Origin of the sequence: Paenibacillus sp. 1001270B_150601_E10, assembly GCF_015558675.1 — a bacterium.
Classification (GTDB): domain Bacteria; phylum Bacillota; class Bacilli; order Paenibacillales; family Paenibacillaceae; genus Paenibacillus_B.
The window spans coordinates 823,556-843,764 of the sequence record NZ_JADMOL010000001.1 but is presented as its reverse complement, the minus strand read 5'-3'; the positions used below and the strand labels follow the sequence as shown (position 1 = coordinate 843,764).

Here is a 20,209-nt window from a genome sequence, read left to right as displayed (position 1 = left end):
AGGGCATCGAGTTACGGGGCTGATTCCGGGACGTCCCGATATCTTCCTATCCGGCATGCATGTTGTCTTTATGACATCCGCTTGCATCTGCCTTGTAGCAGCGCTGTTAACCGGCTGGCGCATGGTTCAGGCTCGATCATCGAAGCGGCATGCTGCAGAAGCATAAGTGGGGCTGATTTGCCCTATAGAATGGGGTTCATCGTCAGCATGCTTTCACCTTATTGCATTGTCCCTCATGGAACGTGGTTGGTGATGAACCTAGCGCCGCGGCTTTCCGCTCTTGGCGATAGGTCATCACGCTTTTTCATAGGTGATAAAGCTTCTGTGGTATGGATGCTCGCATAGATATACTAACCTCGAAGTATGTATTGAGTAGGACAGGTTACTCTTACTTGAGATCGAGGTGGCTTTGCAGATGTCTAGTACAATAGCAAGACCTATTGCTGATCAACGTGGATCAGATGCGATATGATTGCATGAGCATTGAGGGACACCCGATTGTGGATACGCCGAATCTGGATGAGCTCTCTCGAACCGGCATACGCTTCGAGCGGGCTTATTCGATTACGCCCTCTTGTGTGCCGGCAAGGCTCTGACCATGGCGATATGCTCGGCGATCACCATCTCTACCGGAAGGTACTGCCTTACGAGGGGAGCGCCCTTGTTCCTTTTATCCTAAACAATCCGGGCAACAAGTTGGGGCTCGCGAAAAACAAGTTGCATCTTCTTTATCTGTATAAATTGAGGTATGGTTCATCTTCCCTAGTTAATCGCATTCATTAGCTCGAAGAAGTATTCGGGTTCATGAGTCTTGTGCAAATTGAACCATGCATGCAAGGCTTCTGATGTACATACGTCAAGCACTTTTAATACGTGCCGTGCAAATTCCAGCGGAGCAACTCCGGATGCGGTAACCAAATTCCCATCCGTTACGGCTGCTTCCATTACATAATGTTTTTCTCCCGCATAATTAGGGCAAGTCATTTTTAAATAATCCAGATTGTTGCTCGCATGCCTTCTTGAGTCTAACAATCCCGCCTTTGCCAGTCCCATTGTTGCACCACAAATGGCTGCAACCACAGCACCGTCTTTCAAAGCTTGAGACGCTTTTTGCAAAATAGGTTCATGGATGGATTCCAACCACGTATTTCCGCCTGGAAGTATGAGAGCATCCGAATGTTCCATCACACACTCATCTATTGAAAGCCGTGGAAGGATGGTCAAGCCTCCCATTGTTGTAACAGGATGTGTATCAACGCCTACTGCTATGACCTCTACAGGCGCTAATCCCTTTTTAAAATACCTCCCCGAGTTGAGCTCAGCAATTAAATAACCGACCTCCCAATCTGACATCGTATCCAAGACATAAAGATAAGCTTTTGTTGTGCGCATCATGTACACTCCTTTTGTCGCTTATTGATCGATATGTCCATCATAAAAAAACTTCACTGACATCTTCCGTCAGTAAAGTTTTCAACTTGATAATATTGAATGAGCTCATAGAGGACTTCAATCATTTTTTGCTTCAGACTTTGCGGTTCAATGACTTGAACCGATTTGCCGTAAGGCAGCAACAAATAGGGTACATAGGTAAGCAACGCTGCTTCCTCTATTAAAAAAGTGACGGTCTTTGAAGTCCGTTCTTTCACATGATGTCCTAAAAACCAATGCTGGCACAAGTTATCCAATGCACTTGTCTTGCCTCCGAGAACGAAAGGGATTAGCGCTTCTTTGTCCTGTACCTCCGGCAGCAGGCTGTTCATAAAAAACTGACCTGCTGAAAATGGCTCTGGACGCTTAAAGGTCATCTCTGTATGAAGAATACGGCTGATTCGATCTGCTCTAAAACTGCGGATATCATGCCTTTGCTGACAAAATGCAATAACATACCAGTTATGCTTCCAATATATAATTCCGTATGGGTCAACAATTCTGCGCTTCGGCTGCTCTTCGCGTCTTGTATGGTACATCATTTCTACAGATGTGCCGTTAAGGATGCCTTGCTCCAATTCCTTCAATAATGGCTCCGTAGGAGATTGTCCAATTGGACTCAGTACTTCTAGCCCTTCTAAATGTTCCGTTATCCTCTTTTCCTGCTCTTGATTGGAGTGCAAGGTTAGCTTTGACACTGCGCGATTTAGTGCTTCCTCGGAAAAATACCCCGCTTTTCTTGCAAAATCAGCAGCTTGAAGCAAAGCCGTTTTCTCATCAACATCAAAGAGAAGTGGGCTCTCAATAAAATGATTCAACAGGGAATATCCACCGTGATGACCTGCATCAGCTATAATCGGTACACCGCTGGCAGAAAGCGCGTCGATATAACGGTACACCGTCCTTATATTCATTTCCAGCTTTTCAGAGATTTGCTTTGCGGTCACTCTTCTGCCTGAATGCAGCATCCATAGAATGGCCATCATATTATCCATTTTAGACATAAGCGTTCCTCTCATGTGTTCGTTACATATTTTTTAAAATATATGGAAGGATGATCCATGCGATTGGCGAAATGATTATAAAAAACGCTCAGGAGGTTTTTGTATGTTCCAAACCGTAGATCATTTTTTAGCATCTTGGGATTACGAAGCTGATGCTACACAACGTATACTGAACCATTTAACAGATGAGTCGCTTAAGCAGGAAATCACTTCGCAGAACTGGACTTTAGGACGTATTGCGTGGCATAGCGTAGCCGCTATTCGCATTATTGCATCGAATACAAATTTGACGTTTGAAGCGCCAGTCGAAGATTGGCCTGTTCCTGATTCGGCATCGTTTATCGCGAACAGCTATCAGCAAGCCAGTGATGCCTTCGTCAAAGCTGTTAAAACGCAATGGAGTGACAGTACCTTAGCTGAGGAAATCGATTTTTTAGGTCGGAAAATACCGAATGGGTCTCTTTTGCTGTTTTTGATTCTGCATCAAAGCCACCATCGGGGACAGCTGACGGTTCTTATGCGGCAAGCTGGATTAAGCGTTCCAGGCATTTATGGCCCATCCAAAGAAGAATGGGCTAACTTTGGCATGGAAGCCCCGAAAATGTAATCTTATCATAACCGATTATCAAGTTGAAGTGAGTTAAAGCTTACCGTTACATACAACCAGTGATGTACAAATGCTTACGCATTGTGAAAACAAGACATATATCGGCAATCAGGTGCCAATTGAAAATATAACAATCCTAAAATTGGCTAAAATACCGTTGAAGGCAGAAGACACTTAGGTGTGTTTATGCACAACGGTATTTTTTGTGTTTTAAAAAATAGAGAAAGAGGAATACCTTGCGCTTAACGATGTGCTGTTCATCAATAAAAATGGCTCGATGAGCTTGGCATGGCAGTGCCGACTACAGTTGATGAGTTCGAAGAGGCGCTGCTTGCGTTCAAGACGAAGGATCCAAACAAGAACGGCAAGGCCGATGAGCCTGAATTCAAGGAAGCAACGGCCTATTTTCATAAGCTGTATAAGCAGGGACTGATTGATCCGGAGAGCTTTACACAGGAACGGACGGTTCTATTCGAGGCATCGCTCGAATGGAACTGGGGAGCCATCGGAATAACGATGGAGGAGATGGCGGATGGCACCTCTCGATCAGGAGCGGGAAAGGTGTCCGGCTGGTAAATCATCCATTGGATATGGAATGCAAATTCGCGGTAGTACGCTTCGAAAAAGCTGGGTCAATCAGCTTGCTTGAGGCGACCTACCGCGGTTTGTTTTGAATGATTCTTTTTTATTGTAAAAGGGATGCGGACATTAAGAATGGGATAAATCGCTCGTAAGTTATTAAAGAGTATGCAACATTGTTTTGAAGGAGGGTGTTTTTAATCGTATCAGTAAGATGTAAGGGTCAGAATAATCGTTTACAAAGAAGCATATCTTTTCGTTTAGCTAGATTAAGGGTAACAGCTGGACGGTGGGTATTGGTCTCCAGATGGCAGCAAACTTGAAGAACTCCATTCAAAGACTTTTCAAGATTGGAAATCAGACGATGAAAAAATACAGCAATTAGCCGAACCAATGCAGTCATCCCAATGCATCGGGATAGGAGGGAATATAAAAGACAACAAAAAAACGGCATCTCTGCCGTCTTGGTTGTTAAATATGGTGGGTTCTGAGGGGTTCGAACCCTCGACCTGATGATTAAGAGTCAACTGCTCTACCAACTGAGCTAAGAACCCATATTCAGCTTCGAGTGAGAACGTTCGCTCTCATGCCTAACCTTCAATGTAAGGTATCGTGCATCGCTTATGGGATTATTATAGTCCGATTATAAGCTTGTGTAAACGTGCAAATACCGTCTAAATCGATAGGATATTTGAAAAATGTAAGCAAAATAAAGTATATATTCTCTTTTTCTTTCAATAACGCTTACTTTCTTTTCGTTATTTATAGAGTATGTCTCAGGACGAACATGTTTGCCGATAAGCAGGAATATGCTGAAAATAATTGAAAATAGAGAAGACAATCCTTAATAACGACTCGAATTAACCAATTTAAGACCACTGTATGATCTGCACGCTGAAAATTACAGCCTTTTAATCTCCACGCAAATAGCTTTGTGCAACTACGTTCTCAATAGCGGAACTCTTAAGAAGGAAACAAGTGCTAGACCACAACAGTCCTAACGTCTTCTGATTAGGACCTCATTCAGTGAAATTCCAAAGTAAAATATAGGAGGATTGACCGATGCTTTTAAAAAAGAAGAGCACTATTATTTCAATCGCACTTGCTTTAATTCTTGCGACAGCGGGAGGCTACTATTATTTTGCTATTTATCATTCTGTTCGTGATGTCTTTTCCATATCGGAATATAAAGAATATACTACGGCACAAGGATTATTTGGAGGTGCAGAATTCGTTGTCATTGGAAGTCCGATTAGAGACTTTGAAGATCGCGAGGTACTTTTGAAAGAGCGTGAGATCCTTATGGATGGGCGTCCTACAAGCATAATGGAGTATATTGTCACACGTACAGGGATTCATGTTGAGAAGGTGTTAAAAGGGCCAGAAGAGGATGCTGTTGATCTTAAAGTGATTGAACCTATCGGTGTCAAACAAACGTTAAAAGGTAAGGAAAGATATGCACTTGCAGGTTACACAGCAATGAAAAAAGGCAGTCAATACATCATATTTTTGAGCAAAAACACATCCGGTCAATACAGCATCATAAATATGCAATCAGGTAAATTCAATCTCGATGGAACGGATCCTGATGATTTTTCAGGAGTAAATTCAGGAAGAAAGCTATCCATGTTCTCTGAACTTAAAAGAATTTATCTCGAGGATTAACATAAGGTAGGGATTAACCCTACCTTTTTATCATGGATATTTCCCGGAAAATGTTCGGCTCTGATTCATGTTAGATGGGCAAGTTTGTCAGGGTTGCGCATAATATAAATATTTTGAATCTTCCCATTGCTGACATGCAAAAAGTATACACTCGCTATCTGATCATGCTCTCGAAACACGATGCAGCATTCCCCATTGTGGGTTGTAACCTCAAGTGAAGCGTTATTGGCATTGTATTTGCGTATAATGCCAAACAGGAAGCGGGACACAAAGTCTCTGGTGCGAATTGGCCGTAAGGCAGCAGATACTTTTCCGCCTCCGTCAGAGATAAGTACAACATCCTCAGCCAGCAACGAGACAACGTTGTCTACCTGACCCTTTGTTAGGGATAGAATAAATTGCTGCATCCATTCTTCATCCTGCAGCTCACGATGGTGAAGGTCTTCTTCTGAAACCCCCATCTTCGCTTTAGCACGGCTCATCAGCTTCCGGCAATTCGTTTCGCTCTTGTTCGTAAGCTGTGCGATCACGGGATAATCAAAGCACAAGGCCTCACGAAGCACGAAGACGATTCGCTCAGATGGCGTTAGCCTCTCCAGCAAGACAAGCATGGCATAGGAGAGCAGGTCTTGTTGAATGATCCCCTCATAATCGTCTTGAGCTAATAGTGACAGGGGCTCGGGCAGCCACGGTCCAACATACTGCTCACGGCGATGCTTCGCTGACTTCAGGTGATCCATACAGCGATTCGTTACCATTTTACATAGATATGCTTTCGGTTCCGTGATCCGATTGGTATCCACATGATGCAGCTTGACAAATACATCCTGTACGGCGTCCTCTGCATCCGCGACTGATCCCGTTAATTGATAGGCAAGTCGAAATAAAAGCCCCTTGTACTGTTTATACCAGTCAATCATCGTACAACCTCCAACCTTCTAGATGAACGCAGGGATTCAACCACGAAGCAGGCTTGCATAATTCCAAAGGTAAACTTTGATTCTATAGGCGAGCTTACCCGTAACGATCATATCAAGCCCCCATTTGCGTGTCCACATTTCCACGGTCTGGACCTAGTCCAATCGTAAACGAGGTAATGACATTTTTATGCTGTGGTGCCGTTCCTCCGGTCATATCGGCATAAAGAACGGAGCCTAGACGCTGAGCCTGTGGGATTGCCTCTTTGCAAGTCATTCCATCTGCTATACCCGTTATAGGATCAACAATATGTGCGCAGTCACCTATGCTGTAGATATTTGGCCTTCCATTTACTCGGTAACTGGCATCCACCTTCACCTGTTCGTCCTTTGTAAGCGGAAGGGAGAGTTGGAGAAGGATCGGATTAGGCTTCAGTCCTAACGTCCATATCGTCAGTCCAACCGGTAGACTTTTTCTAGAGGATACGTTCAATAGTCCGTCCTTTTCATACAGCGCCTTACATTGATGATGAACAGTCACCCCACACGCAGCAAGGGTGCGTTCTATCTTATGAGAGACTTTGACGGGACCCTCTTGAAATAAACGAGCTTTCGCATTGAATAAATGCACCTGAACATCATGGGGATCAAGCCCTATTCGTAACGACTCAGCCTTCATGGCATGAGCGAGCTCCGCAGCTGTTTCTACACCCGTTATGCCAGCTCCAGCCACGGCGGCGCACATAAGCCGTCTTTTTTCTAATGAGTTCGATGTCTTTGCGGCTTGCTCCAGGTTAGCCATCCATTTTATTCGAATATCCCGAGCTGAGTCCGTATCTATTAATGAAAAGCCCCCTTGATCAGAAGCATGCTTCTCTGCCATGCTGCCTACTGCCACAACCAGCTTATCAAATGGTAGCTTCTTTTCATTTCCATTCTGATCCTGATAATGAAGCTGCTTTCGCTCATGATCGATGTGCGTGGCTGCGCCTTGTACAAAGCGTACTCCCTCAGGAAGAAGCTGCTTCCACGGAACGGTAATGGGTTCGCCACTTGCTGCAGGCTGGAACAGCAATACCTTGCGAACATGGGCTTCAAGCTTATCCATAAGGATCAAGTTGAGCTCCATTCGATCTTTCTGTTCATGAAAGGCTTGATGAATAGCTTTCATCGCATGAATGCCTGCAAAACCGCCACCGAGTACAATGCAGGTTACTTGTTCCATCTCATGGTCACATCCTTCGTTTCGGTCTGAACATAGAACGAGTGAAGGGGAAGATTTGTGACAGGAAGAAGGTAGCATTTTCAAAAGAAAGCCATTTAATGTAGCTGGACTTTAGTAAGGGGTGTGCTATGATGGTAATAAGCCCCTTAATTGGGGCTATTTCATTATATGGAGGGTTGGTTTCAATGAAGAAAAACATGCATGTGAATCAAGTGACGGGAGGGTGTGTCAAAGGAAACGGAGATGCTACTTATTATGAGCCATAGTACAGAAAAGATCGGGCGCCAGGTATCTAAGTCATTTTTCAGGAAAAGGCCTGTCTGCTAACAGGTAGGGATAGCAATATTAATGAAAGCGCTTTACTAAATGTGGTCGGTAGGATTGCAGAATGTATTGCCAGCCGTTTTATTGATACTGAATCCTAACAATTTCAATTGGAAAATGCAATTTTTTAAGGGGTAAATATGAAGAATGTCAAGCGGGATCAAAGGAGGCGCATCTATACAGAGGCAGCTAAACAGGGTGATATCAATAGTAGCTGAGGTTACTCCGGATGATAAAGGCTATTGGTTTTGTGTTACCTGCAGCAGCATAAACGTTGTCTATTGTTCATATCCAAGTCCTCTGATGCCTCTGTTTATAACATAGGGAGGGGTACACGTTGTATGGAACATATCATCTTTGAGATTGGAACGGCACTGATGTTGGTGGCGATTGCATCCGTAATCGCGGGCAAGCTGAAATTTTCGATCATACCATTTCTCATTATTCTCGGAATGGCCGTCGGGCCTCATGCGCCGACTATTGGCATTATTGATTTGAAGTTTATTGAAAGTCAAGAGATCATTGCCTTTCTGGGCCGGATCGGGGTCTTGTTCCTCCTCTTCTACATTGGGTTGGAATTCTCGGTCTCAAAGCTAGTCAAATCTGGAAAGAACATTGTGTTCGGCGGAACGGTTTACGTATTATTAAACTTTTCATTAGGACTTCTATTTGGATTCGTGTCAGGACTTCCCTTATTCGAGACCTTAATCATTGCAGGAATGCTGTCTGTGTCTTCAACGGCTATTGTAGCCAAGGTATTGGTTGATCTTAAGCGAACGGGGAACTCAGAGACCGAGCTGATACTTGGCATGATCCTGTTCGATGATCTCTTCCTCGCGCTGTTCTTGTCAGTCATGTCAGGACTACTGTTTGGGGACGCTACTTCTGTTGGAAGCATTCTACTTTCAGTAGGGATCTCGCTAGGGTATATGCTCTTATTCCTTGTAATCGCTAGAAAAGGAACACCAATCCTGAATAAGCTATTGAACATCACATCGAACGAAATCTTTATCATTGTTGTATTTTCTCTTTTATTCTTTGTTTCTGGATTCTCCGAAAATCTGCACGTCGCAGAAGCAATTGGAGCGTTATTATTTGGTCTTGCTCTATCCGAAACGAAGCATAGCAAGAGAATTGAGCAGCTCGTTGTCCCATTCCGGGATTTCTTCGGGGCTGTCTTCTTCTTCAGCTTTGGCTTGAGCATTGATCCACTCACGCTTGGAGATGCTGCATGGATGGCGATCGCAGCTGTCCTGTTAACGGTCATTGGAAATGTGATCTCGGGTATGATAGCAGGCCGTAAGGCTGGGCTTTCCCATAAGGCTTCCTTGAATATCGGACTCACCGTTATGGCTCGGGGAGAATTTACGATTATTGTAGCGAATCTGGGCTTGGCTGCTGGATTGATGCCTGTGCTTAAGCCGTTTTCTGCCTTATATGTGCTGATATTAGCGATTGCAGGTCCGCTGCTCGCGAAAGAATCCAAGCCTATTTATCGTGTACTCAATAAGATCTTTAGATGGAGCGAATCTAAGGAGTTAGCTAGAAATAAATGATTTTTCGATATGGAGGATGTTAACCATGACGATGATTAGAGAATCCGATCTGCCGGGCGTTGGACGCAAGTTCCAGATCGAGACCAATACAGGCGAGAAGTTGGCCATTATTATTCATAATGACGGGCGAAGAGAGCTGTATCATTTTGATTCTGAGGATCCCGATGAGATTATTTCGGGTGTCAGTCTTGATGATGAAGAGGCGAGGCAGCTTGCAGCCATAGTCGGAGGGATGACCTACAAGCCGAAGGCGCTTGAAACGGTGGAGGTGTCACTAGAAGAGCTTGTGATTGAATGGTGCAAAGTGGAGTCGCATTACAAATGCATCAACCAATCGATTGCAGAGCTTCAGGTGCGTCAGCGTACAGGAGCAACGATTCTGGCGATCGTCGAGAAGCTTAGTCAGAAGATTAATCCTTCGCCGAATGAGAAGCTGATGGCGGATATGACTCTCGTGATCGCAGGGGAGCGCAAGCAAATCAAAGCATTGAAAGAGCTCTTGGTGAACGGGTAGAGATATCTGCAAGAGCGCGAGATGCAGTGGAAAAAGATTGGTATCGAGCCAACACAGTGTTGATATTGTGCTTTGCTCTAAATATTGCTGAGATAATATAAGGTATCGAGGAGCGGGAATCTTCTTCGATACCTTTTTAATGTTGTAAGCAGCGTACAAGCATGGATCTTCATTCATGCGGTGTGCATTCATGATCATTCATGCTTTGACTATCGTCAGGATAGGATTGAATTCACTTCTTTATGGCTTCAAGGTATGTTGCAATGACTTGTTCGCAATCCTTCATGGATTGCTCATGATTCGGCTGCAGGGCGAGCCAAAGAGCCAATTCGTTAAGTCCGCCGGAAATCAAATGTACCATTGCATCGAGAGGAAGCTGCTTTAAGGAACCATTCTGCTCCATGAGGAGAAGCTGCTCTCGGAGCAAACGCATCGAGTGCGTCTCATCCGTTAAGCGCCAAGCCTCCCAGCCCAGTACAGACGGGCCATCGATCAGCATAATGCGTTTGTTCTGCGGCTCCACTGCAGCAGTGAGGAAGGCAAGGCACCCAAGCTTCAACTGCTCCCACTCATCGCGGCATTGGGCCGACTCTGTTTCTATTCGTTCCGCAACCTCCTGGTGGATTGCTTCGAACACGACTTGGAACATCTCTTTCTTGTTGCTGAAATGGTGGTACAATGCGCCTCGAGTCAGATCGGCTTCTTGAACAATTGCCTCTAAAGCGGTTCCGACAAATCCATATTCCGTAAAATGACTTCTAGCAATATGTAAAAGCTGCTGTATCGTTCGATTTGCAGCTTCTTTATCTCTTCTCATCGATTCATAGCTCCTATTCTTGTTGCAGCTTTGTATGTGAATCGCAATGACATCCAGCTGCTTATTACACGCTTGGGTCAGTAGCTTTCCAGACTTCCTCTTGATATTGGTGGCTAAAGGCTTCTGATGGGGGGATGATTGAGATAACATCGATCAACACGCCGTTCGGATCACTCGTCATGAAATGTCTCTGCCCAAATTCCTCATCGCGCAGCTCCAGATGAAGAGGCAGCTTGGAACGTTCAATCAGCCGTTCATACGCTGCGTTCACGTCGTCAACTTCAAAGTTAAGAATGAAGCCTTTGGCACTCTTGCGGAAAGGTGCAGGGATCGTCTCGTGATTGAAGTTCAAAATGGCGAGCTCAAAGGGAGCGCTGCCTTGAAGAGCTTTCAAACTCACGTACCAATCGGATTGAAAAACAACCTCAAAGCCAAAATGTTCTGTGTAAAACGCAGCCGTGCTTGCTACTTGTTCCGTTTGAATAACGGGATAAAATGAGTTTGATTTCATGTGGAAAATCCTCCCTTATCATTGTCTGCGAGGAGCTTAACATACATACAGAATGTATGTAAATGGGGTTTGAATTGATTTACATATCAGCATTTCAAATATAGAAGTAATTTATTTGCAGTAATTTATCCGCCATTACGCGTTCTTGTATCCAGTGTTTGGTAATAAAGCAGGTCAATAAGAAAAGCCACCTCAACGAAGAAGCTAGCTATTGAAGCAGCTTATTGAGGTGGCTTATTCTTATACGGATAGGGTTCGATAATCCTTAGGGATAACGCAATCCATATCCTTCCTTGTATGTTTCATTCAGTATAACAGGTAATTTCCCTTTTGGAGATGCGCCAAAAATAACCTGAACAGCTGCATCCCACGAAACAGGAATGGGCGTGAGCCAGTACCAGTTGTCCAGCGCATAGGTGGATAGATGCGCCTTTGCGTTAGGATAGCTCAGGATGTCGCCAGGATTGCCTAGGGATACCGTCACAACGGGCTTCTCCGTAGCCAGCAATTGATTGACAAGGTCAATCTGCCCTTGGGGCAATTGACGATCGGATTGTGTAAATACGAGAATGCGATCCGCCTTCTTTGCAAGTGCAACCGCCTCAGCAATAGCCTCTGGCGCTGCATCCAGCTTCTCTCCTCGAGCAGGGGCGGCCTGATAAGCGGTGACCTGACCGCTCACCATCTGTCGGACACTTTCCGCAATCCAATCGGCATATGCGACACTAACGACGAGTATGTGATCATTGGTTTTTGGATCAAGCGGGAGGATTCCTTCATTCTTGATGAGGGTAATGGAATCCCTTGCTATTTGGTTGGACTGCTCCCAATGTTCTTTGCTGCCCACTAGAGCAGCTGCTTGATTTGCATCGACGGATTGCTGTTCGAACAAGTTCATTTTCAACTTGTAATAAAGGATTCGTTCAACAGAGTTATCCACACGAGCTCTTTCAATTTTGCCATCCTGTAGGGCTTCATATAGGGTATTCAGCGTTTCGTATTGATCCTCAACAGAACCATTTGCCATGACGATATCAGCACCAGCATTAATAGCCATAACTGCTGCTTCGCCAGCCCCCCAATTGGCAGAGATCGCTTCCATAACCATGGCGTCAGTCACAATGATGCCCTTGAAGCCCATCTGTTCTCTTAGCAGGCCAGTCAGTACTTTTTTTGATAAGGTAGCGGGAAGCTCAGGATCTATGGCTTCAATAATGATATGAGAGGTCATAATGGATTCAATGCCTTGATCGATGACCGCTTGAAAGGGTGGGAGATGGACTTTACGCAGCACCTCTTCGTTATAGGATACTTTAGCTAGAGTGGAATGAGTATCAAAGCCGGTATCCCCGTGCCCGGGAAAATGCTTGGCGCTCGAAAGCACGCCTTCTGCCTGGTAGCCTTTTACTTGCGCGACAGCCATGTCGCTGACAAGCTTGGTGTTCTGACCAAAGGAACGAACGCCGATGACGGGATTCTCTAGATTGGAGTTCACATCAGAGACTGGCGAGAAACTCCATTGAAAGCCCATGGCCTTAGCTTCAATCGCAGTAATTCGCGCAGCTTGTTCCGCATGCTCCACGTTGTGAGTAGCCCCAATGGCCATCTGTCTAGGCAAAATAGTTGCTTCACCTGGGACTCTTTGTGCTGCGCCATACTCTAAATCTCCTGATATAAAAAGGGGAATCCCAAGTCTAGATTCTCCCGCCCATTGCTGGAGTTGATTGGTGAACGCGGCCATCTCTGCAGCTGTCTGCAGATGCCGATTTAATAGAGCACTTCCAACGTAGAATTCCTTGATCATGGAGCTGGAGAATGCATCTGCTTGATCAGTAGGCGTATACATCACGAGCTGTCCGATCTTTTCCTTGTCTGTCATAAGTGCTGTGAGTTGCTTAGCCTGTTCCTCTAAAGTGCCTTTGTTCCATGCTTCTGCTTGTACTTGGTTATCTGTTGGGGGAGATGAATCATTCGATGATTTGGATGTGATATAGACAATAGAAGGATATATGACAGCAGCTGCGATCACAATGATGGAAGCAATAAAGATGATCCTCTTCTTGTTCATCAATCATGAGCTCCTCTCAGGAATAATCTTGCTATACCGTTACTGAAGCTAATGCGCTAGTGATCTTTTCAATAGGTTTCATGTTGTGTGAAGAGTCTATCATCTAAGTAGAGTCACCAACAAGGTCTGTAAGCAATGATTTCAGATACATTTCCACTGACTTGCTGCTACAATAAGTACACATCTGCGAGTTGGGCATGTTGATGTCATTGACTTTGCATTTGAGATGCTGGATAAAGCTAAACGACAAGATACGGTGTACAGTCTCGTGTACGAAATGGATCGATTAGAGATTGATGTATGGTTTTTACCATTTATCAATGAACTGGAACTTCAAAAATCCTTGTTTTTATAGCTTGCAGGAGAGTATATTGCGTAGTATAATAATGGAACGAAACAAAGTTTGTTGATTTGTTTAGAATGAATGTGTAATATGAAATACATAATGAGTTTTTAAAATATGGGGCCATAGCTCAGCTGGGAGAGCGCATCGCTGGCAGCGATGAGGTCAGGGGTTCGATCCCCCTTGGCTCCACCAAATACAAACCTTGTAGCACCGGGATTTCCCGGTGTTTTTTGATTTTCTGTCAGGCATTGCTCGGCCAAGAACCTTCTCGTGGTCACACTTTTGGTCACAGAGCTGTTTTTTGAGCCTATTTGGAGAAAATTCTTTAAAAACACTGATTCGAACGTTCAGGCAGTTCTGCTTCTTTTTTTAATAAGTCAGTGAAGGAAAAATGATGATTCAAATAACATTTTCACATATTGTGTAGCGGTCTACTTTTGAACAGAAGACAAAACATGAGAGTACGTATCAAGAGTTACTCTAATGTCGAAACGGCCAAAAACTTCTTTACCACTTTGGGATTTATGTTTTGGGCTAACATGATTGTGGGAATGTATGTCTGAGATCGTGAAAGCAGATGTGTGAGACATCTGCTTTCACGATCAATCTATAGAAGTTGCGAAGGAAATTTCGATGGTTAAGGGATTTGCCTGATTTAACGCTCACCAGAGAGCACAATGCCTGGAAGCAGCCACTGAAACAGATTCGTGAAGCCTTTCTTCCACGGCACGCGAAGTATGAGCAGCAGAAAGCCTGTTTTGGCGAATGCAATATTTACTTCTAAACCGATCCAGATGTCACGTTAATGCGGATGAAGGAAGATCATATCAAGAATGGAAGTTGAATCCAGGGTGCTATGTTGGTGGTAATGGAAACCAATTCATTTTGTTTTACAGCCTGTACCAGCGCCCACAGATACACGATGCTTCATCCCCCATATGGAACAATTGGTGGCATCCACTTTGCCGATATCCAAAACGATGCTAGCTGATGCAGGGTATGGTAGTGAGGAAAACTATTTGTATGCGGTGGGAGCAAAGCTTCAAGGATCTATGAATGTGAAGATTTGCAGCAACTGCACTTAAAGCCCGTATAAACCAAGGCCAAGGGAAACCGCCATGTACACTGGAATACGATTAAAAGCAAAGGCTAAAAAAACTCTTATCGTCATGTACGCTCGGAGTAAATTCGAGGTAGAGGGCGTATTGGCCACATCAAGGGAAATCGCTCGTTCCGTCTCTTTTCCTTGCGAGGGCTAATCAAGGTTCATATAGAGTTTTAGTTTGTGGCTTTAGTTTACAACCTACTGAAAGTAGCAGGTATCCGCTTCGCTGCTTTCCTGCAAATGCATTAAACATAGACTGGACGGAAAACCGTACGTTTTTCGCCAGTTTCTCGCCCAACCTTTTTATTTTGGGGACTTATTGGACAGCCCCATTTTTTCTAGGAAGCAGGAGGTTGGAAGGGCTTGATCGAATTTATAAGGATCGTGTTATCATAGTACGAAACATGTAAAGTTGATATGCTATAATCCCCAGTCTGCAATATTAATGTGGATTAATCATGATAAAGGTGGATTAATTATGAAACTTGACGGAATTATTCCTTTATACAATGATATGCGGCAATTAAGCCTTAAGAGGTATAGATTTGGCTTCAAATACAATAACGTGACATTCGATGTATTTTTCTTTATAGATGAAAGTCCTTACAAATTAATGTTTGGTGTGAAAGCTGAAAATTTTTACTTTGAAATGGACATTAAAAAAGGATTTGTTATTGATCCAACGCTACCAAAAGACAAGTATTCTGAATTATGCCGTATTCTCGGTTTACAATTTGATCCAACAAATAAGTTTAAACCCGCTTATTTCTTTGCGGAGTTTAATAAAAACATACCAGTAAAAGCTGATAAGAAGAATACACCCAAACCTCATGAAATAGCAGTTTACCGAACGGATGTAGAAGAAGCTGATAAAATATATTTTATGGGTTGGCTAGATAACACAATCAATGGTAACAAAGTTACTCTCAAAAATCTTGAAAAGACAAGGTTGTTATTGGGCGACGATGCTTATATACGTTGCAAAGCGAAAAATGTAAGTAGTAGATGGACAGATGAAATAAAAAAAGCTCAAGAAGTCATTCTTGATTTCTGAGAACTTGACAATACTTGATGACTACATGATTGAGGTGCTATATGAGAAGAACCAAGTTAGAATTAACATGGATCGGTAAAGATCAAGAACCACAGCTTGAACCGCGAATTTTATTAGAAGATTATGGGAAATCATATGGAGTTCAGCAAGAAAATTTACTAATACACGGCGATAATCTGCTCGCATTAAGGGCTCTAGATCAAGATTATTCTGGAATGATAAAGTGTGTTTATATAGACCCTCCATTTAATACTCAACAGGCATTTGAGTATTATGATGACGGTCTTGAGCATTCAATATGGTTATCGATGATGAGAAGTCGGTTACAGTTGATACACAAGCTTCTACATCCAAGCGGCTCGCTATTTATTCATATAGATGATAATGAATTAGCCTACCTTATTGCCATTACTGATGAAATATTCGGTAGAAAAAATCGCATCTCAGTCATAACTTTTAAGCAGAGCTCTGTATCTGGACCAAAAGCAGTTAATCCAGGTTTAGTCACTACCTCAAGCTTTATTTTGTATTATGCAAAAGATAAAGCCCGCTGGGAGTCAAATAAGGTTTATGTACCGGTGAAAAGGGACGATAGGTATAACAAGTACATTGTAAACTTTAATGAGCATTTCAGCAGTTGGAGACTTGATAATTTAAGGAATATTATTGCTGAGAAATACGGAATTAAGCCAACACAACTGAAAGCAAAATTTGGTGATAAGTTAGAAGATGTGATTGAAAACTTTGTACTAGAAGATCCCAGACGAGTAGTCAGAACAGCGAGGGTCGCACCTAAAGATATAAATCCAGAAGCTAGACTACAATTGGAAAACTCTAGACTCCAACCCAATAAAGTATTCAGATCTGAAAGAAATAACAAGGACGATTATTTCTTTCTCAATGGAGAGCAGCTTATATTCTATTCTACAAAAGCAAAAGAAATAGATGGGAAGTACATCACAGGAGAACCAGCTTCAACAATTTGGGATGACCTACTATCAAATAACCTACATAAAGAAGGAGGAGTGTCATTCCCAAATGGAAAAAAACCAGAATTTTTGATCAAGCGCATTTTAGAGTTATCGACCCAAAAGGGAGATATCGTGTTAGATTCATTTGCTGGCTCAGGTACTACCGGTGCAGTTGCACATAAGATGGGACGTAAATGGATTATGATAGAACAAGGAGAACATTGTCATACGCATATAATCCCTCGTTTAAGAAGTGTCATTGATGGCGAAGATCAAAGCGGCATAAGTAAGGCAGTAAACTGGCAAGGGGGTGGCGGCTTCCGATATTTTCATCTTGCCCCAAGCTTGTTGAAGAAAGACAAATTTGGTAATTGGGTTATAAGTAATGACTACAATTCTGCTATGCTTGCCGAAGCGATGTGCAAACACAAGGGCTTCAAGTTTAAGCCTGATGAATCATTTTACTGGAAGCAGGGTCAATCTACCGAACTGGATTTCATTTATACAACAACTCAATTGATAACACGAGAAACAGCAGACCAAATTCAAAGTCAGATGACGGCGGATGAAACGTTACTGATTTGTTGCAAGGCTTATACTGTGAATCCAAATGATTATCCTCAAATGACATTCGAGAAAATTCCAACTTCTATCTTAAAACGATGTGAATTTGGGAAAGACGACTACAGTTTGGATATTGCAGAAAATCCACAAAAACACGGTTTAAACGAACTAAACTCGGCTGAACAGGGGGACGGTCAATGAATCGCTATGTGAACTCGATTTCAGCCCGATTAAGCTTGAGGAAGCCACAACGAGATTCTCTCGAAATATTAGCAGATTTGCTAGATGTTCTGGAACTTGGTAAACATACATCTGAATCTTTGCTTACTCAACTGAATAATACAAAAGCATTGTATCCATCCGTTGACGATTTCGAGCGTGATTTCCCTTCCCTTTGCTTCGCTCTGGCTACCGGAGTTGGGAAAACGAGATTAATGGGGGCTTTTATTTCATATCTTCATATCGCAAAAGGCATGAAGAACTTTTTCGTTCTTGCGCCAAACTTGACGATCTACAACAAACTGATTGCGGACTTCACCCCGAATACACCCAAATATGTTTTCAAAGGAGTCGCTGAATTTGCATCGAATCAGCCAATTCTTATTACTGGAGAAAACTACGAAGATGGATTTGGTGTACGAAAACAAAGCATTTTTGGTGAAACAGAAGTCCACATCAATATTTTTAACATCTCAAAAATTAACTCCGAAGTGCGCGGCGGCAATTCGCCGCGCATTAAGAGATTGCAAGAATATATTGGACAAAGCTATTTTGAATACCTTTCTTCCCTTCCCGATTTGGTGCTTCTGATGGATGAGTCGCATCGTTATAGAGCTTCTGCGGGAATAAAGGTTTTGAATGAATTAAATCCGGTATTAGGTTTGGAACTGACGGCAACTCCTCAAGTAGAAAGCGGCTCGAAGTCCATTCCATTCTACAATGTCATTTACAGCTATCCTTTACATAAGGCAATGGAAGACGGATTTGTCAAAGAACCAGCGGTAGCTACGCGAGAAAACTTTAATGCTTCACAGTTTTCCGAGGAAGAACTGGAACGGATTAAGCTGGAAGACGGTATTCTTGTCCACGAGGAAACGAAGGTGGAACTGGAGATTTACGCTAGGCAATACCAACAAGCTATAGTCAAGCCGTTTGTTCTGATTGTCGCGCAGGATACAGATCACGCGCAATTGCTTTTACAAACGATTCAATCCGATTCTTTCTTTGAAGGGAGATACAAGAACAAAGTCATTACGGTTCACTCTAACCAGCGTGGTGAAGAAAAGGACGAAACGATTCAGCAGCTCATGTCTGTTGAGAATCCAAGCACCGCCACGGAGATCGTTATTCATGTCAACATGCTAAAAGAAGGCTGGGACGTAACTAATCTGTATACGATCATCCCACTTCGCGCAGCGAATTCAAAAACGTTGGTAGAGCAATCAATAGGGAGAGGATTGCGGCTTCCTTATGGTAAACGTACAGGAGTAAAATCCGTTGACCGACTAACGATTATTGCTCATGATAAGTTTCAGGATATCGTCGATGAAGCGAACAATCCAAACTCCATCATTCGAAGCGGTGTTATAATCGGAAAAGATGTGGCTGTAGAGCAAAAGAAGGTTATTGCCGCCCTACCAGCTATTGAAGAAGTTGTGGCAAAAGCTGTTGAAAAGACAATCGTAAATGAAATCAATAAAAGAACTGGTACAGAGCATCTAAATAGCACTAACCCGGTTGTACAATCGAATATTCAGCAGATTACACATTTAGTACAAACAAAGGTTCAGCAATTTGAGTACCTTTCTTCATCCAAGCAACTGGAAACTCCAGAAATCAAAAAACAGCTTGTGCGTGAGGTACAGGCAGCGTATGTTCATACTGAATTGGATTTATTTCCAGAACAACGAGAAGAAATGATTGAGAAGATCGTTGAGATTTTCGTTGAGAAGACGATTCAACATAGCATTGATATCCCTAGAATTATTGTCCAGCCGGTTGGTGGTCTCCAATGGGGATATGAAGATTTTGATCTCAATGCCAATGGCATTAATCTGTTGCCTGTCGATGATCATATTTTAATTCAGCATTTACGGACAAGCGAACGCGAAACTCTGCAACGATATGAGAATGATTACTACGAAGATCGGCTTGAAGACTATGTGGTATCCATATTAGCTGAATATCCCGATGTATCTTACGATGAGCACGCTGAACTGCTTTACAAATTATCAAACCAGTTGGTTCAACATCTTCAAAGCTATTTATCTGATGATAAGCAAGTACGTAACGTTCTCCTATACAATCGTTCCAAGCTTGGTGAATTCGTTTATGCTCAGATGAAGTCGCACTACTTCGCAAAAGCCGTTGATTATAAAGTAACGATTCCAAAAGGTTTTGAGACTCTAAAGAATACTTACTATACATCAGCCTCCGAAGAAGGAGTCCGCCCATTCAGGGAACCTGTAAATGACAGAAATCGAATTAGAAGCATGGTTTTCGGCGGTTTTCTCAAGTGTCTGTATAAAGAGCAGAAATTTGATTCAGATAGCGAGCGGCGGTTTGCTATAATTTGTGAAAATGATCCAAACGTTGAGAAATGGTTCAAGCCATCGATGAATCAGAGCCATATTAGGATTTATTACAGCCATAACTCAACTTACTATCCTGATTTTGTCCTGGAGACTAAAACAAACAAATACATCGTTGAGGTTAAAAAGGAAAGTGAGATCGCAAATGAGGTCGTCCAAGACAAAGCAAATGCTGTAGTTAAATGGTGCCAACATGCGACCGATCATGAGCTCAAAAATGAAGGGAAAGCATGGTCATATTTACTGGTTCCACATAATGAAGTGCTGGAAAATGCAACGATTGATGGTTTGAAATCGAGGTTTACAATAATGTAAAAAATGGGGCATCCAGTAGTCGGATTTTACTGACTTTCTGGACAG

General features: G+C 43.0%; 15 protein-coding genes, 2 tRNA genes and 2 pseudogenes. 11 read left to right on the top strand and 8 right to left on the bottom strand.

Translation table 11 applies throughout. The features are described from left to right. Together I2H74_RS24445 and I2H74_RS03885 are read left to right on the top strand one after the other, a co-directional pair. Positions 1–166: pseudogene (locus I2H74_RS24445) on the top strand (MFS transporter); the annotation flags it as partial. A gap of 274 nt (positions 167–440) precedes the next feature. Then, on the top strand, positions 441–596 hold the full coding sequence (locus tag I2H74_RS03885) for a sulfatase-like hydrolase/transferase (protein ID WP_420707408.1): 156 nt from the start codon (positions 441–443) through the stop codon (positions 594–596). Between the two features lie 166 nt (positions 597–762). Here I2H74_RS03885 and I2H74_RS03880 read toward each other — a convergent pair whose 3' ends face one another. Further along, on the bottom strand, positions 763–1,392 hold the full coding sequence (locus tag I2H74_RS03880; protein WP_195572127.1) for a type 1 glutamine amidotransferase family protein: 630 nt from the start codon (positions 1,390–1,392) through the stop codon (positions 763–765). A 53-nt stretch (positions 1,393–1,445) separates the two neighbouring features. After that, complete coding sequence (locus tag I2H74_RS03875; RefSeq protein WP_195571786.1) at positions 1,446–2,435, bottom strand: helix-turn-helix transcriptional regulator; 990 nt, start codon at positions 2,433–2,435, stop codon at positions 1,446–1,448. A gap of 103 nt (positions 2,436–2,538) precedes the next feature. On the opposite strand from I2H74_RS03875, the gene I2H74_RS03870 reads away from it, so the two are divergent. Together I2H74_RS03870 and I2H74_RS03865 are read left to right on the top strand one after the other, a co-directional pair. Beyond that, positions 2,539–3,042 carry a DinB family protein gene (locus I2H74_RS03870; protein ID WP_195571784.1) on the top strand — a complete coding sequence of 168 codons (504 nt, stop codon included), beginning with the start codon at positions 2,539–2,541 and terminating at the stop codon, positions 3,040–3,042. A gap of 270 nt (positions 3,043–3,312) precedes the next feature. Beyond that, positions 3,313–3,501, top strand: a pseudogene (locus I2H74_RS03865) (ABC transporter substrate-binding protein); the annotation flags it as partial. A gap of 598 nt (positions 3,502–4,099) precedes the next feature. Here I2H74_RS03865 and I2H74_RS03860 read toward each other — a convergent pair. Beyond that, a tRNA-Lys gene (locus I2H74_RS03860) sits at positions 4,100–4,175 on the bottom strand. Positions 4,176–4,683: 508 nt separating this feature from the next. On the opposite strand from I2H74_RS03860, the gene I2H74_RS03855 reads away from it, so the two are divergent. Beyond that, positions 4,684–5,286: a hypothetical protein gene (locus I2H74_RS03855; RefSeq protein ID WP_195571782.1), complete on the top strand. Its 603-nt coding sequence runs from the start codon at positions 4,684–4,686 to the stop codon at positions 5,284–5,286. A 65-nt stretch (positions 5,287–5,351) separates the two neighbouring features. Here I2H74_RS03855 and I2H74_RS03850 read toward each other — a convergent pair whose 3' ends face one another. Together I2H74_RS03850 and I2H74_RS03845 are read right to left on the bottom strand one after the other, a co-directional pair. After that, positions 5,352–6,206 carry an RNA polymerase sigma-70 factor gene (locus tag I2H74_RS03850; RefSeq protein ID WP_195571781.1) on the bottom strand — a complete coding sequence of 285 codons (855 nt, stop codon included), beginning with the start codon at positions 6,204–6,206 and terminating at the stop codon, positions 5,352–5,354. A 112-nt stretch (positions 6,207–6,318) separates the two neighbouring features. Beyond that, positions 6,319–7,428 carry an NAD(P)/FAD-dependent oxidoreductase gene (locus I2H74_RS03845; protein ID WP_229106315.1) on the bottom strand — a complete coding sequence of 370 codons (1,110 nt, stop codon included), beginning with the start codon at positions 7,426–7,428 and terminating at the stop codon, positions 6,319–6,321. 665 nt (positions 7,429–8,093) lie between these two features. Between I2H74_RS03845 and I2H74_RS03840 the strand changes: the two genes are divergently transcribed. Beyond that, positions 8,094–9,308, top strand: coding sequence for a cation:proton antiporter (locus I2H74_RS03840; protein WP_195571779.1), 1,215 nt, complete (start codon positions 8,094–8,096; stop codon positions 9,306–9,308). A gap of 25 nt (positions 9,309–9,333) precedes the next feature. Then, positions 9,334–9,822: a cation:proton antiporter regulatory subunit gene (locus I2H74_RS03835; RefSeq protein WP_195571778.1), complete on the top strand. Its 489-nt coding sequence runs from the start codon at positions 9,334–9,336 to the stop codon at positions 9,820–9,822. A gap of 232 nt (positions 9,823–10,054) precedes the next feature. Here I2H74_RS03835 and I2H74_RS03830 read toward each other — a convergent pair whose 3' ends face one another. The 3 genes from I2H74_RS03830 to I2H74_RS03820 form a co-directional block, all read right to left on the bottom strand. Further along, positions 10,055–10,639, bottom strand: a complete 585-nt coding sequence (locus tag I2H74_RS03830; protein ID WP_195571776.1) for a TetR/AcrR family transcriptional regulator — start codon at positions 10,637–10,639, stop codon at positions 10,055–10,057. A 64-nt stretch (positions 10,640–10,703) separates the two neighbouring features. After that, a complete protein-coding gene (locus I2H74_RS03825; protein WP_195571774.1) occupies positions 10,704–11,150 on the bottom strand; it encodes a VOC family protein in 447 nt (148 codons plus the stop codon). Positions 11,151–11,415: 265 nt separating this feature from the next. Continuing rightward, positions 11,416–13,218 carry a glycoside hydrolase family 3 protein gene (locus I2H74_RS03820; RefSeq protein ID WP_195571772.1) on the bottom strand — a complete coding sequence of 601 codons (1,803 nt, stop codon included), beginning with the start codon at positions 13,216–13,218 and terminating at the stop codon, positions 11,416–11,418. 462 nt (positions 13,219–13,680) lie between these two features. Here I2H74_RS03820 and I2H74_RS03815 point away from each other — a divergent pair. From I2H74_RS03815 to I2H74_RS03795, 4 genes are all read left to right on the top strand, one after another. Beyond that, positions 13,681–13,756, top strand: a tRNA-Ala gene (locus tag I2H74_RS03815). 1,391 nt (positions 13,757–15,147) lie between these two features. Continuing rightward, positions 15,148–15,723 carry a DUF6037 family protein gene (locus I2H74_RS03805; protein ID WP_195571769.1) on the top strand — a complete coding sequence of 192 codons (576 nt, stop codon included), beginning with the start codon at positions 15,148–15,150 and terminating at the stop codon, positions 15,721–15,723. A gap of 41 nt (positions 15,724–15,764) precedes the next feature. Then, complete coding sequence (locus I2H74_RS03800; protein ID WP_195571767.1) at positions 15,765–17,459, top strand: site-specific DNA-methyltransferase; 1,695 nt, start codon at positions 15,765–15,767, stop codon at positions 17,457–17,459. Continuing rightward, entirely contained in the window at positions 17,456–20,164 is a 2,709-nt protein-coding gene (locus I2H74_RS03795; protein WP_195571765.1) for a DEAD/DEAH box helicase, read from the top strand. Before I2H74_RS03800 ends, I2H74_RS03795 begins: the two co-directional genes overlap by 4 nt. Positions 20,165–20,209: the final 45 nt, after the last annotated feature.